The 14,328-nt window shown below is 55.9% G+C and carries 8 protein-coding genes; 6 read left to right on the plus strand and 2 right to left on the minus strand.

Annotated features, from left to right (window positions below; translation table 11 throughout):
- Window positions 1-29: 29 nt before the first annotated feature.
- The 4 genes from rpsA (at window position 30) to uvrB (ending at window position 5,755) form a co-directional block, all read left to right on the plus strand.
- Window positions 30-1,502, plus strand: a complete 1,473-nt coding sequence (gene rpsA, locus Q0V70_RS02765) for a 30S ribosomal protein S1 (RefSeq protein ID WP_282921563.1) — start codon at window positions 30-32, stop codon at window positions 1,500-1,502.
- 224 nt (window positions 1,503-1,726) lie between these two features.
- Window positions 1,727-2,902, plus strand: a complete 1,176-nt coding sequence (locus Q0V70_RS02770) for a glycerate kinase (protein ID WP_297588126.1) — start codon at window positions 1,727-1,729, stop codon at window positions 2,900-2,902.
- Window positions 2,895-3,587, plus strand: coding sequence for a dephospho-CoA kinase (coaE, locus tag Q0V70_RS02775; protein ID WP_297588128.1), 693 nt, complete (start codon window positions 2,895-2,897; stop codon window positions 3,585-3,587). Before Q0V70_RS02770 ends, coaE begins: the two co-directional genes overlap by 8 nt.
- Window positions 3,584-5,755, plus strand: coding sequence for an excinuclease ABC subunit UvrB (gene uvrB / locus Q0V70_RS02780; protein ID WP_297588130.1), 2,172 nt, complete (start codon window positions 3,584-3,586; stop codon window positions 5,753-5,755). Before coaE ends, uvrB begins: the two co-directional genes overlap by 4 nt.
- Before the next feature lie 186 nt (window positions 5,756-5,941).
- On the opposite strand, the gene Q0V70_RS02785 is transcribed toward uvrB, so the two are convergent.
- Both Q0V70_RS02785 and putP read right to left on the minus strand, forming a co-directional pair.
- Window positions 5,942-9,451: a bifunctional proline dehydrogenase/L-glutamate gamma-semialdehyde dehydrogenase gene (locus Q0V70_RS02785; RefSeq protein ID WP_297588133.1), complete on the minus strand. Its 3,510-nt coding sequence runs from the start codon at window positions 9,449-9,451 to the stop codon at window positions 5,942-5,944.
- A 125-nt stretch (window positions 9,452-9,576) separates the two neighbouring features.
- Complete coding sequence (gene putP, locus Q0V70_RS02790) at window positions 9,577-11,232, minus strand: sodium/proline symporter PutP (protein WP_297588136.1); 1,656 nt, start codon at window positions 11,230-11,232, stop codon at window positions 9,577-9,579.
- A 286-nt stretch (window positions 11,233-11,518) separates the two neighbouring features.
- On the opposite strand from putP, the gene Q0V70_RS02795 reads away from it, so the two are divergent.
- Both Q0V70_RS02795 and Q0V70_RS02800 read left to right on the plus strand, forming a co-directional pair.
- On the plus strand, window positions 11,519-12,517 hold the full coding sequence (locus tag Q0V70_RS02795; protein ID WP_297588139.1) for a TerC family protein: 999 nt from the start codon (window positions 11,519-11,521) through the stop codon (window positions 12,515-12,517).
- 55 nt (window positions 12,518-12,572) lie between these two features.
- A complete protein-coding gene (locus Q0V70_RS02800) occupies window positions 12,573-14,324 on the plus strand; it encodes a cell wall-binding repeat-containing protein (RefSeq protein ID WP_297588142.1) in 1,752 nt (583 codons plus the stop codon).
- Window positions 14,325-14,328 lie beyond the last annotated feature (4 nt).

Raw genomic sequence — 14,328 nt, forward strand, 5'->3', positions numbered from 1 at the left:
TACTACCTGACCTTGGAGTCACCAACTAAATGTCCAATACTACTAATGTCCCTACTACTGTTCCTCAGGTTGCCATTAACGACATCGGCTCGACCGAGGACCTCATCAAAGAAATCGACAAGACCATCAAGTACTTCAACGATGGCGATCTTGTCTCCGGTACTGTCGTGAAAGTTGATCGCGACGAAGTTTTGCTCGATATCGGTTACAAAACCGAAGGCGTTATTCTTTCCCGCGAGCTGTCCATTAAGCATGACGTGGACCCTGACGCGGAAGTCAAAGTTGGTGACGAAATCGAAGCTCTGGTCCTCCAAAAGGAAGACAAAGAAGGCCGTTTGCTGTTGTCCAAGAAGCGCGCTCAGTACGAACGCGCCTGGGGCGATATCGAAAAGGTCAAGCAGGAAGACGGGGTCGTCAACGGCACCGTTATCGAGGTTGTCAAGGGCGGCTTGATTATTGATATCGGTCTGCGCGGATTCCTGCCGGCCTCCCTGGTGGAAATGCGCCGAGTGCGCGACCTGCAGCCTTACATTGGCCGTCAGCTGGAAACCAAGATCATTGAGTTGGACAAGAACCGCAACAACGTGGTCTTGTCCCGCCGCGCTTTCTTGGAACAGACCCAGTCCGAGGTGCGTACTACGTTCCTGTCTACCTTGCAAAAGGGTCAGGTTCGCAAGGGCGTGGTGTCCTCCATCGTCAACTTCGGCGCGTTCGTCGATTTGGGCGGGGTGGACGGCCTGGTGCACGTGTCCGAACTGTCCTGGAAGCACATTGATCACCCCTCCGAGGTAGTGCAGGTCGGCCAGGAAGTCACCGTGGAAGTTCTTGACGTTGACTTTGATCGTGAACGCGTGTCCCTGTCCTTGAAGGCTACTCAGGAAGATCCGTGGCAGACCTTTGCTCGTACCCACAAGATCGGTCAAATCGTTCCTGGTAAGGTCACCAAGTTGGTGCCTTTCGGCGTCTTTGTCCGGGTCGAGGACGGTATCGAGGGCCTGGTGCACGTGTCCGAGTTGGCCACCCGTCACGTGGAAGTTCCCGAACAGGTTGCCAAGATTGGTGATGAAATCTTTGTCAAGGTTATCGATATTGACCTCGAACGCCGCCGTATCTCGCTGTCCTTGAAGCAGGCTAACGAGGGGCTGGACGTGACTTCTGACGACTTCGATCCTTCGCTTTACGGTATGTCTGCCGAATACGACGCTGAGGGCAACTACAAGTACCCCGAGGGCTTCGATCCGGAAACGAATGAGTGGATGGAAGGCTACGAAGAACAGCGCGCAGCTTGGGAAACCTCCTATGCCGCGGCTCAGGCTCGTTTTGAAGCCCACAAGGAACAGGTTAAGGTTGCTCAGGAAGCCGACAAGGAAGCTGCTATCGCTCAGGGCGTAGCTGAACAGACTTCCTATAGCTCCACCACCGAGGAAGAAGCTGATACCTCAGGTACCTTGGCCGATGACGAGGCTTTGGCGGCGCTGCGCGACAAGTTGGCCGGAGAGTAAAGCTCTCGGAGATTCCCGCGCGGCTGGACAGCCAGCAATAATTTCATAAGTGATGCGGAGACCGCTGGGTCTCCGCATCACTTTTAGGCTCGATTTTTGCACCAGCAATTGGCCACATTTCCCTGCGGCGTGGCTTAAGCTGAGAAATACTACGGTATTTGATGACCGGACGAAATATTTAGCACCGCCAGAATTTTGAGCGTAGCACAGAGAGGTTACTTGTCGTGAAAATTGTTATTGCCCCGGATTCGTTTAAGGGTTCTTTGTCCGCCGCGGAAGCAGTAGCTGCGATGAAACGCGGGGTTGAAGCAATTTTTCCCGAAGCCGAAACTGTAGCGGTGCCGGTGGCTGATGGTGGAGAAGGTACCGCCGCAGTCATGCTGAACGCTTATGGCGGAGAAGTTAAGACCGCAAAGACGGTAGATGCCCTGGGGCGTGAACGGGAGGGTGAATTTACCTGGATTCCGGCGCGGCGGATGGTCGTGCTGGATACCGCTGAAGCCTGCGGGATTATGTACATTTCCATGCTGGAACGCAACATTATGGAATCCAACACCGAAGGTGTGGGGATGTTGCTGAAAGCCGCGTTGGACTTGGATCCCGAAACTATCGTGGTCGGTTTGGGCGGTTCTGCGACCAATGATGGCGGCTGGGGCATGATGCATAATCTCGGCGCAAAACTATTTGACGAGGCCGGTCAAGAGCTCGAACCAAAAGTTCATGTTTTGGCTAACGCCGCCCGCCTGGATTTATCCGGGATGGATCCGCGCTTGAGCAAAGTAAGGATTGTGGCCGCGAACGACGTGCGTAACCCGCTGACCGGTTCCAGCGGGGCGTCTGCCTCTTTCGGTCCGCAAAAGGGCGCCAAGCCGCTGCAGTTGGGTAAGCTCGATCGCTGCCTTAAGAATTGGGGCCGGCTGTTAGAAGAGACTACCGGTACCAAAGTGGCAGACGTGGAGGGTGCTGGCGCCGCTGGAGGTATGGGAGCCGCTTTCCTTGCTTTGGGTGCTGAGAATCGCCACGGTTTCGAGATTGTAGCCGAAGCGACGAAACTTAACGAAGCTATGGAAGGTGCCGACCTGGTGCTGACCGGCGAGGGTCAGCTCGACCGACAAACTCAACGCGGCAAGACGCCCTGGGGTGTGGCACAGTTGGCTCGCCAGCACGGTATTCCCGCCTTGGCATTTACCGCGCGTCTCGGCTTGGGACACGAGATTTTGTTGCAGGACGGATTCACCGCGATTATTCCCATCATGCACCAGGCAATGACTGGTGAAAAAGCCGCTATCGACAAAGCCTCTATCTTGTTGGAGGACGCGGTCACTTTAACTTTGCAGCTGATGACGGTGGGGGCGAATCCCGCTATCAGTGACATTTTGTTGAAAGCACTTGATGATTAATCAGCTGCGTGAGTTTTCCGTTCCGGAGAATCGTGCCCTAAAAGTCGGTATCAGCGGCGGTATCGGTTCGGGGAAAACAACGTTCACCAACTGTTTAGCTGCTCTCGGTGGAGTTCGCTTTGACGCGGATGAGGTGTTGCGTGCCGCAACTGGTCCGCAGGGGAGCGCTACGGCACAAATCCAGGACGCGTTTGGTGCATCAGTGTGTGCCGGAGGTGAACTCAATCGCGGCGCCCTGGCGCAGCTCATCTTTTCCGACCCCGCCGCAAAAGCCCGTCTGGAAGGTATCTTGCACCCCTTGGTATGGGAGGAAATGGACCGGGTGTTAGCTCGACTGGAACCGGGAGACGTGCTGGTGGCAGAGATTCCTCTGTTGACCGAAACCGGTAACCACACCCGTTTCGACTGCTGTGTCATGGTGGATGCTCCTATGGAAGTGCGCCTCGCGCGCCTCACCCGAGACCGTCAACTGACCGAAGCACAGGCTCGGGCGCGGATTGATGCCCAAGCCAGCCGGGACCAGCGAGAGGCTATCGCGACGTTCTGGGTGGACAACTGCACAACGCCCGCAGACCTCGATGCGGACGCGGCTGCACTCTGGAAGATTCTGTCCGACCGCCCGATGCCGGAGGTTTCAGACTTTGTAAAGCGCGGTGGCTCGGATTTGCCTACACTGGGACTATGACTGAAAAAAAGGCGCTACCTCGCGATTTGGTGGAAAATCCAATTCCATTGGAAGTCGTCAGCGAATACACCCCCTCCGGGGACCAGCCGGAAGCCATCGCAGAGCTCGCTGAGAGAATCAATGCCGGTGAAAAAGATGTCGTGCTGTTGGGGGCAACCGGCACCGGCAAGACCGCCACCACCGCTTGGCTCATCGAAAAACTGCAGCGCCCCACCCTTGTGCTGGAACCGAACAAAACATTAGCAGCCCAACTGACCGCCGAGTTCCGCGAACTGTTACCAAAGAACGCTGTGGAATACTTCGTGTCGTATTACGACTACTACCAGCCCGAAGCCTACGTGCCACAAACCGATACCTATATCGAAAAGGATTCCTCTATCAACGATGAAGTGGAACGTCTGCGGCACTCGGCCACAAACTCGCTGCTGACACGCCGTGACGTAGTGGTTGTTTCCTCGGTATCGTGCATCTACGGTTTGGGCACGCCGGAAGAGTACGTGTCGCGTGGCATTCACCTGACTCGAGGGATGCAGATCGGGCGTCAAGACCTCATTAAACGATTCGTGCAGATGCAGTACAACCGTAATGACGTGGAGTTTACGCGGGGCAATTTTCGGGTGCGTGGGGACACCATCGACATTATTCCCATGTATGAAGAACTCGGGGTGCGGGTGGAAATGTTCGGCGACGAGATTGACGCCCTGGCTTTGCTGCATCCCGTGACTGGGGCGACTTTGCACGAAGTGGACGAAATCTATGTGTTCCCTGCCTCGCACTACGTCGCCGGTCCCGAACGCATGGAACGCGCTTTGGCTGGTATTGAGAGCGAACTGGAAGAGCGCTGCAAATGGTTTCACGATCAGGGCAAACTGTTGGAAGAACAGCGCCTCAGGATGCGTACCACCTACGACTTGGAGATGTTGCGCCAGATTGGGATGTGTGCAGGTGTTGAGAACTATTCCCTGCATATTGACGGCCGGCAGCCGGGAGAGCCTCCACACACCTTACTGGATTACTTCCCGGATGATTTCTTGCTGGTCATTGACGAGTCACACGTCACGGTGCCCCAGATTGGTGGCATGTTTGAAGGTGATATGTCACGGAAACGCACCCTGGTGGATTTCGGGTTCCGACTGCCCTCCGCGATGGATAACCGGCCCTTGAAATGGGAGGAATTCCAGGATCGCATCGGGCAAACGGTGTATCTGTCCGCCACCCCGGGGGACTATGAACTGGGTCTCAGCGATGGGGTAGTGGAACAGATTATTCGTCCGACTGGCTTGGTCGACCCCAAGATTGTGGTGAAACCGGTGGAGGGCCAGATTGACGACTTGATGGAACAGATTCGCCAGCGCACCGAAGCTGATGAGCGAGTGCTGGTGACCACGCTAACCAAACGCATGGCCGAGGACCTGACTAAATACTTGGCTCAGCGCGGAATCAGGGTCGAATACCTGCACTCGGATGTGGATACGCTCCGCCGAGTGGAGCTGCTGCGTTCCTTGCGTCAAGGTGAATTTGATGTGTTGGTGGGTATCAACTTGCTGCGCGAGGGTCTGGATTTGCCCGAAGTGTCGCTGGTTTCGATTTTGGATGCCGACAAGCAAGGGTTCTTGCGTTCCACGAAGTCTCTGATTCAAACGGTTGGGCGCGCCGCCCGTAATGTCCACGGGGAAGTCCATATGTACGCTGACGCGGTTTCTGACGCGATGCGGGAAGCCATCGATGAAACTGAGCGACGTCGCCATAAGCAGATTGCGTATAACGAAGCTCACGGTATCGATCCGCAGCCGCTACGCAAGAAGATCTCTGACGTGACCGACATGCTGGCACGCGAAGATATTGACACCGCAGAGTTGTTGGGAACCGGGTATCGCCAGCCTGATCAAAAGCCTTCTGCCGCGGCCCGCAGCGCAGCTCAGGATGCCGCGGCAGCCCGCGCGGCGCTGGAGGTCATCAGCCGAGCGCGAGCCAATGCGGCAGAGGACCGGCCAGCTCAGCATGGCGCGGATGACGATAGTGTGGACTTGGTTTCTCTGGTCGCGGAGCTGACCGACCAGATGCATGCGGCTGCCAGTGAGCTACGGTTTGAGCTGGCAGCTCGGCTGCGTGATGAAATTGCCGATCTAAAGAAAGAAATCCGCCGCGGGAAAGCCCTGGGCAACTAGTGTTTCGGGTCGTGTTACGGGTTATTGTTAGCAGCAAAGGTCGGCCGGGTTGGCTTAGTTTCGCCAGTTTTGTGCCCCGGTTGCTGGCGGGGTCGAGTATGCAAATGAACTGAACAGACCGGTGGCTGCTGAATATCAGCAGCCACCGGATGTATTAAGTTATGAGTTCAAAGCCCGAACGGTGGATTAGTAGTCCACCACGTGGTCCTCAAGGATGCCCTTGGTAATCGGGGTGGGATCGCCAAAGCGGTGGTTCGTCAAGGCAACCGCCTGTTCGTGGAGGAACGGAATCATTTCGACCCGACCGGAATAGGTGACCGGGTGATCCCAGATAGCGATGTCAACAGAACCGTCGATAGCTTCAGCGACCTTGGTCCGAGTTTCACCGATGATACGAATTCGCCCGTCATAGCCGGCATCGTGAGCAGCCCAGCTCCGTGCCCAGTTCAACCAGGCGGCTTCATCTTGAACCATCACACTGACGCCGTGCTGGGAGGCAAAACCAGCCAGGCCAGGGGTCAACGGCTTGGCGGTGGAAACCGTAATCTTGGAACCCACCAGCAAACCGGAGTGCAGCACGTGGGCAATCTCCCAGTTCTTGACGTTTTCACCGAAACGCACGATAACCGGAACGGGCAGGCAACGGAAAATGTTGCGTTCCACTCCGAGCTGAGACGGATCGCGATTAACCTGGAAATCCTGAGCATAAGCGGTTTCATCGCCAGCCAACGACTTCTCAAGTTTGTCCTGGTCTCCGATTTCATCGGCCAGCGCAGTCAATTCCCTCGCTAAGGTGCCGGAAGCTGAACCGGAAATGTCGCTCAAGGTGGCGTCGTCCGGGTTCCATTCACCCAAAGCGTACAGGTAGGAGGGACCGCCGGCCTTGGAACCGGCACCCACGACCGAACGCTTCCAGCCGCCAAACGGTTGACGGCGCACGATTGCACCGGTAATACCGCGGTTGATGTAGGCATTACCGACCTGAACGTGATCGAGCCAGTACTTGATTTCGTCCGGATTCAGGGTGTGAATACCGCCGGTCAAACCGTATTCAACCTGGTTTTGCAACTCGACAGCTTCTTCCAAAGTGTCGCAGCGCATCACGCCCAAAATCGGTCCGAAGTATTCGGTCATGTGGTACTCGCTGCCGGGTTTCACATTAGCGCGCACGCCGGGGCTCCACAGCCGCCCGGAATCATCGAGTTCTTTGGGCTTGACTGCCCAGCTCTGGCCGGGCTCCAACTGAGTCAAGCCGCGCATCAGCTTTTCGCCGGGCTTTTCCACGACCGGCCCCATCTGGATACCCAAATCCCACGGGTAGCCAACTTTCAGGGACTGTACCGCGTCAATCAACTGATTGTGGAAACGCTTGGAATTGCCAACTGTACCAACCAAAATGACCAAAGAGGCGGCCGAACACTTTTGTCCCGCGTGACCAAACGCACTTGTGACAACGTCCTTCACCGCCAGGTCAAGGTCAGCCGAAGGGGTGACGATGATGGCGTTCTTGCCGGAAGTCTCGGCCAGCAGGCCCAGATCAGGGCGCCAGGAGCGGAACATTTGGGCAGTTTCGATGCCGCCGGTCAGAATGACGCGTTCCACCCGCGAATCGGTGACCAGAATCTTGCCCAGGTCGTGATTGGCCAGGGTTACCAGCTGCAACACGTCCTTAGGAACGCCGGCTTCCCACAGGCATTCCGCGAGCAACGCCCCACAGCGGCGAGCGGGGGTAGCTGGCTTCAAAATAACCGGAGAACCAGCCGCCAAACCGGCAATGGTCGAACCGCCGGGAATAGCCACCGGGAAGTTCCACGGTGGCGTCACCACGGTAATCTTGGCGGGAGTGAACTTGGCCCCGGCTACCTTCGACATGGCGATAGCCTCATCGGCGTAATAGTGGGCGTAATCAACGGCCTCGGATACTTCCACATCGCCCTGGTCAAGGGCTTTACCGGCTTCGGAACCCATCACTTCGATAAACTCGGCACGATGTTGGCTCATGATAACACCGGCGCGGTGCAGAATCTCGCCGCGTTCCTCCGGGCTGAGCGCCCACCACTTCGCGCCACCTTCCTCAGCTCGCTTCAGTACACCCTGCAATTCGCCTTCGTTGTTAATCTTGGAGGCATCGACCGTGTCTTGACCAAGCTGAGAATCCTGCATCTTGGCGGCAATCGCCTCACCCCACGCCACGTTGCCCGGCAGGGACGGATCGGAATCCGGAACGTTGCGGAACGCCCACTTACCGGAATCGTCCTGGACCAGTTTGGCCAGTTCTTCAGCGGTTTCGTGGTTGCGGTCTTGATGACGTCGCGGCCCGAACTCCAGGTCATTGACCATGGAAATAGCTTTCTCGAAGCGGTTGCGTTCCCGTTCGTACATAGCTTGGTTCGTGGTCAGCTCAAAAGCCGCGCTCATGAAGTTTTCTTCCGCGGCAATCTCTTCCAGACGACGCACCAGGTAGCTGATGGCGACATCGAATTCCTCGGGGTGCACCACGGGAACGTAGTACAACAACGGACCGGTGTCCTCCATGACTGCGCGAGCCATGGAGCTGTTCATACCCGTCAGCATCTCGAACTCGCAGCCGTGGTTTTGGAACACCCCGCGCTTATTGGCAAGCTCGTAAGCAAAACCAGCGGTAAACACGTTCATACCAGCCACGCCGATACGAATGTTCCGAGTATGCTCAGGGGTCAACGCATAGTTGAGGATACGCATATAGTTTGCGTCAGTGTGCTGCTTTGAGGGCTGCGGGGTCATCGGCCAGCCGTGCATCATGGCGTCAACGTGTTCCATAGACAGGTTCGCTCCTTTGACCACACGGACCTTGACGCGGGCTCCGCCGCTTTCGACGCGTTTCGCGGCCCAAGCTTGTAGGTCTTGCATGGCTCCCAGCGAATCCGGCAGGTAAGCCTGAAGCACGATACCGGCCTCCAGATTCTTGAACTCCTCGCGGTCCAGCAGCTGCTTGAACACATCGATGGTCATGTGCAGGTCGTGGTATTCCTCCATGTCCAAGTTGATGAACTTCTTGGGGCTAAACTTGTTGGCTTCCCGATAAAGCGGCAACAGGTTTTCGACTGCGTAAGCCACCATGTTCTGGTAGTCCCAGGCAATGTGCGGTCCGGTTACGGCGGAAACTTTGATAGAAACGTAGTCCACATCGTCACGCTGCAGCAGTTCCACCACATCACTCAGGCGCCGGGAGGCCTCGTTGTTGCCCAACACGGCTTCACCCAAAAGGTTCATGTTCAGCCGAGACCCGTCAGCGCGCAGTTTTGCAATAGCTCGCCCCAGAGACTTGTTGGTCACGTCAATCGCCAGGTCGCCCACCAGTTCACGGAACACTCGTCGAGCCGCCGGAACTGCAATATCGGGAACGACCGTACCCAAAGCCCCACCGTAGACAGCCGGTAGCTTCAGGTAGGGAGGCAGGAAAGACGGTTTATTGTCTTTCACCAGGGCGGCCAGATTTTTTCCGGCAATTTTGATGTCCTCCGGACGCACAACTTCATCGACAAACGCAACGGTGAAGTCCAAGCCACGCGGATCTTTCAAAGTGCGTGACAGCAACTTAGAAGCGTAATCGACCGGGTATTTCTTTGAGGCCTCAATCCACTTCTGAGCGCGTTTTACAGCTAGCTGACCGACTTCTCTCAGCTCAGCTAATTCTTGTTCATTGAGCGGTTTCAACTTATCTCCTTTGGTGTTGTGTTTTCGCTCGGAGTACTCGTTGCTCGCGAGAGTAATTCCGTACCCTTTTACCTATCATTTACTGAGGTTTATTGCATAGACGTTAACGTCCATTGTGGAAAAATTCAGGAATTCTGTTCCTCCGCACCAGATTGAGACTGTTTTTCCTCGAGAGTCTTAATCAGACCCTTCGGATCGGGCTGCCCCTTAGCGATGGCCACGGCACGTTCAAATTCCTCAAGAATCTGAGGATCATCCCGCCAAGTCGCTTTGGATACTAGCCAAGCTACCAGCAGGCACAGCATGAACCCGGGCACGATTTCATACAGGTGCGTATAGGCAATCCACGAGGCGTCGCCGTTGTTGAACGCTTTGTTCCACAGCACCGCCACGACGGCACCCACGACCATGCCAGAAGCTGCTCCCTGCCAGGTCAGTTTCTTCCAATAGAGGGACAAAATGACGATGGGGCCAAAAGCGGCGCCGAAACCTGCCCAGGCAAAGGACACCAGTCCAAGTACGGAGTTCGACGGATCTATGGCCAGCAGAGCAGCCACCACGGACACCAACAGAACCGTAATCCGACCGAGCAGCACGCCCTTGTAATCACTGAGTTCTTTCTTGGTTGCCCCGTGATAGATGTCCTCTACCATGGCCGAGGACGTCACCAGCAGTTGCGAGGATACGGTGGACATAATTGCGGCCAGGATAGCGGCCAGCATGAAGCCAGCCATAATGGCCGGAAACAACGTGGTCCCCATAACCAGGAACACAGTTTCTTGGGGATTGCCCTCCATGCCCTCTTTCGGCATCAAATCGGGAATCATACCCTTTTCGCTCATGGCACGGCCGATAATGGCTGTCAAACCGGTACCGAGCAAGCAGAACACCATCCACCCCAACCAGAAGCGCCGGGCTGGAGTAGCTTGGCGCGGGGAACGCAACGCCATGAAACGTACGATAATGTGGGGCATCCCGAAGTAGCCAAATCCCCATGCTACGTTGGAAATCCAGTCCATCCACCCAACGGCGTCAAGTCCGGTACCGAGAGGGTTCAACAGGGAGCTGTCGCCAGTGGCCGACAGGCCTTCGGCAACACCGCCGAACCCACCAATAACCACCAGGCCCATAATCGGCACCGCCACCAAGGCCACCATCATAATCATACCTTGCACCATATCTGTCCAAGACACAGCCAGGAAGCCGCCAATCAGGGTGTAGAGAATCACGATACCGGCCACAAACACCATGCCGACGTGATAGTCCCAGCCGAAGGTGGACTTAAAGAAGGTACCACCGGCAACCATCCCCGAGGACACGTACAGGGTAAAGAACACCACGATGATAATGCCCGCTACGTAGCGGATAATTTTGGAGTCATCGTGAGTACGGTTGGAAAAGAATGAGGGGACCGTAATCGAGTCGCCAGCGACCTCCGTATAAGCACGCAAACGCGGCGCGGTGACCAGCCAGTTGATCCAGGCACCGACTGTCAAACCAATCGCAATCCAGCCGTTGAAAATCCCGCTGAGGTACATGGCGCCAGGCAGCCCCATCATCAACCAGCCGGACATGTCTGCTGCACCAGCGGAAAGGGCGGCTACGAACGGAGGCAGGTCACGCCCGCCCAGCATATAGTCGTCCAAGCTCTTGGAACGCGAATAGCCATAGATGCCAATCATGATCATGGCTACGAAATAGATAATCATCGCGATGGCGATGCCTGCGGGGTTAGCCGTGGTTCCAGCGGCTCCTGCAGGTACAACTGTAGTTATGCACATATTGGACCTTTCTGAAAATTATTAGACCGGCAACAATGCGGGCCGTACGCTTCGACAAGCGACATCATAGTACTTAAGTCCTATGTTTTAGAAACGTGACCGCATACTGATACAATTGTAGGTACGAGAGGGAGTATTCCCACTAATGGGGGCATCGTCATCACAGTGAAGCTATCCGCTGTCCATACTGCGGAATCGCGACACTCGGTGTCATCGGCCTGCGTGACGTCAGGCGGGGAGAGACTTTCGGTACCCAACTAGTTTCGTACCGGAGGAACGTTTACGCATGCATGTGCCCCTACTGGCTTGGATAATTCTCTTTGTCGTCGTTATCGGCATTTTGACTTTTGATTTTTTTGCCCACGTCCGCAAGGACCATTTCCCTTCCCTGAAGGAAGCGGCGACGTGGACCGCTATCTACATTGTCATTGCTTTGGCGGCTGGGTTGGTCATCGGTTTGACGCTAGGCTGGGAATTGGGCGGACAATTCTTTGCCGGCTGGGTGACCGAGTGGTCACTGTCGCTGGATAACTTGTTTGTGTTTGTCATTGTCATTTCGGCCTTTAAAGCTCCGCGCGAGGTACAGCAAAAGATCATTGCGGTCGGCATTACTTTGGCGCTGGCGTTCCGTCTCATTTTCATCCTGCTGGGAGCCGCCCTCATCGAACAGTTCAGCTGGATTTTCTATATTTTTGGCGTATTTCTGCTGTTTACCGCGGTGCAACAGATTCGTGAAGGTAGCGCAAGTTCCGAGGAAGAGGCGGAATACAAAGATAACTTTTTTGTGGCCTGGGTGCGCCGGATTTTCCCGGTCACACCTAACTATGTGGGGCATCAATACTTTGCGATGATTGATGGTAAACGTCGCATCACGCCCTTCCTCCTGGTGGTTGTGGCGGTGGGGTCAGCAGACGTGATGTTTGCGGTTGACTCCATTCCCGCCATTTTCGGTCTCACCAACGAAGCCTTCATCGTGTTCGCCGCCAACGCCTTTGCCTTGATGGGATTGCGCCAGTTGTACTTCCTTATCGAAGGCCTGATGGAACGCTTGATTTTCTTACACTACGGACTGGCCGCCATTCTGGCTTTCATCGGAGGCAAACTCATCATTCACGCGTTGAGTACGAACGAAATTCCGTTTATCAACGGTGGCCAGCCCTTTACCGGACTACCCGAAGCGACCATCCCAGTGTCCTTGGGCTACATAGTCGGGGTGCTGATTATTACCACGGTGACTTCTCTATTGGTTAGCCGACATCGGGCGAACCAAGAGCGCCGCGATTGACCCCGAAAAACGTGGAATTCTAAATACTACGCAGACTCGCCGATAAATTATCATTGTGAGCAGACATCTAATTCTTCGTCATTGGTGGACCGTACTGACCGTGGCTGTTTTCTCTGCCAGCCTTCTGGCGATGCCGGTTCCTGCTCAAGCTATCAAAGGTGGCAACCTGGCCGGAGGCTCTAAAACTGATTGGGCTGTGGCCCTCCAAATCGTGAACCGTATCGATTCCGGGTGGATGAAGTGCAGCGGTACATTTGTCACCCCGGACTGGGTGCTGACTGCAAAACACTGTGTAAACAACGCGAATCTTCAACATGCTTATGCTTCCGTGGGCGCGCACGTGAACTACAACTGGCCTTACCATGTCACCAATATCGTAGGTCACCCTTACCTGGACGTAGCTTTGGTAAAACTCAATGCCCCCGGAAAAAATACCTTGCCCTTCAGCATCCAAAAACTGAGTTCGGGTGCATCGGCTCAGTTTTACGGTTTCGGCACCGGAGTCGATTTGAAAGTCGGGCAGTTGAGTTCTCTGGGCAGTCCGGGGGATGGGTTTCTTTACGCTCGTTCTGCCAGCAGCAATATTTCCGAAGTTGGCGATTCCGGCGGTCCTCTGGTCAGCGGAGGGGTGGTCTATGGTGTGCTGTCCGCGGCGGTGCAAGCGCCGCGGGGATACCTGCGCCCTGAGGACTACAAATTTGTCCCCAGCGCAGCGTTCGCCAGATGGATTTTTGAGTCAATCAAAGCGGTTCCCTGGGAAGGCACGCCTTGGATAGTGCCGGCCCAACCGAATCCGCCCGCCGATGCCGGCCACAATCCGGCCCCCAATCAGCAACCGCAAACACCCCCTAATCAGCAGCCGAATCAGCAACCCCGAGCTGCGTTACCTGCCAATCCCGCACCGGGTCGTGTTTTCGGACCTGACCGGGTCACAACCTCTCTTGCCGCTTGGCGTCAAGGTGGATTTACCGGCCCCTCCCTGGTAATCGCCACCGGCACCGCAGCACCCGATGCCCTCAGCGCCGGCCCCTTAGCCGCGGCGCTGGGCGCTCCGCTGGTCCTGTCGAACGGTCCTGTGGTGGAACCCGCTACGGTAGCCGAAATCCAGGCTAGGGGAATTCGCGACGTGCGATTGGTGGGGGGGCAAGTAGCTTTTGACCCTGCTACGCTGGGAAATTTGCAGGCCCGAGGAGTGCAGGTCAGTCACATTTACGGAACGAATCGCTACGGTACCGCCGCGGCGGTTGCCGGCCAAACTATTGCGGAATGGAATCAACGCGGTATCACTCAAACACCAATCTTCTTGGCTGACGGCCTTTCATTTCCCGATGCGTTGAGTTCAGGAGCGGGTGCAGCGTTTGCGCACGGTGTGGTGGTGCTGAACGCAGGAGGTTCTCTCCCGCCGGAAACGGTCGAGTTTATTCGAAACCATAAAGCCCAATCGGGTGGAAGTATATTTCCCATTGGCGGACCGGCGGTACAGGCGTGGAATCAAGCCGGATTAGCAGGTTACAAGTCGCAACCCATTCAAGGTTTGGATCGTTATCAAACTGCTCAGTTTGTGGCCCAAGCCTTTGCTCCCGGTGCCACTTCCGCGGTCGTCGCCAGTGGGGTGAACTTCCCCGATGGTCTGGCAGGAGCGGCTTTGGCCGCACACCGTAACTCCTGCTTGCTGCTGACCAACCCCAATGTCCTGTCTGCACCCGCCGCATCCCGATTGGCACAGCTACCTAACCGTGGTTTGTCCGTGGTCATGGGTGGTCCGGGAGCTGTCAGTGAGGCCGTAGCTTGGGCAGTCCGAGGCTAGGTTT

The sequence above is a fragment of the uncultured Mobiluncus sp. genome, from assembly GCF_947087965.1.
Classification (GTDB): domain Bacteria; phylum Actinomycetota; class Actinomycetes; order Actinomycetales; family Actinomycetaceae; genus Mobiluncus.

Coding starts and splice junctions, on each gene's coding strand:
- rpsA (WP_282921563.1), top strand. CDS start 30: ATGTCCAATACTACTAATGTCCCTACTACTGTTCCTCAGGTTGCCATT.
- coaE (WP_297588128.1), top strand. CDS start 2,895: ATGATTAATCAGCTGCGTGAGTTTTCCGTTCCGGAGAATCGTGCCCTA.
- uvrB (WP_297588130.1), top strand. CDS start 3,584: ATGACTGAAAAAAAGGCGCTACCTCGCGATTTGGTGGAAAATCCAATT.
- putP (WP_297588136.1), bottom strand. CDS start 11,232: ATGTGCATAACTACAGTTGTACCTGCAGGAGCCGCTGGAACCACGGCT.
- Q0V70_RS02795 (WP_297588139.1), top strand. CDS start 11,519: ATGCATGTGCCCCTACTGGCTTGGATAATTCTCTTTGTCGTCGTTATC.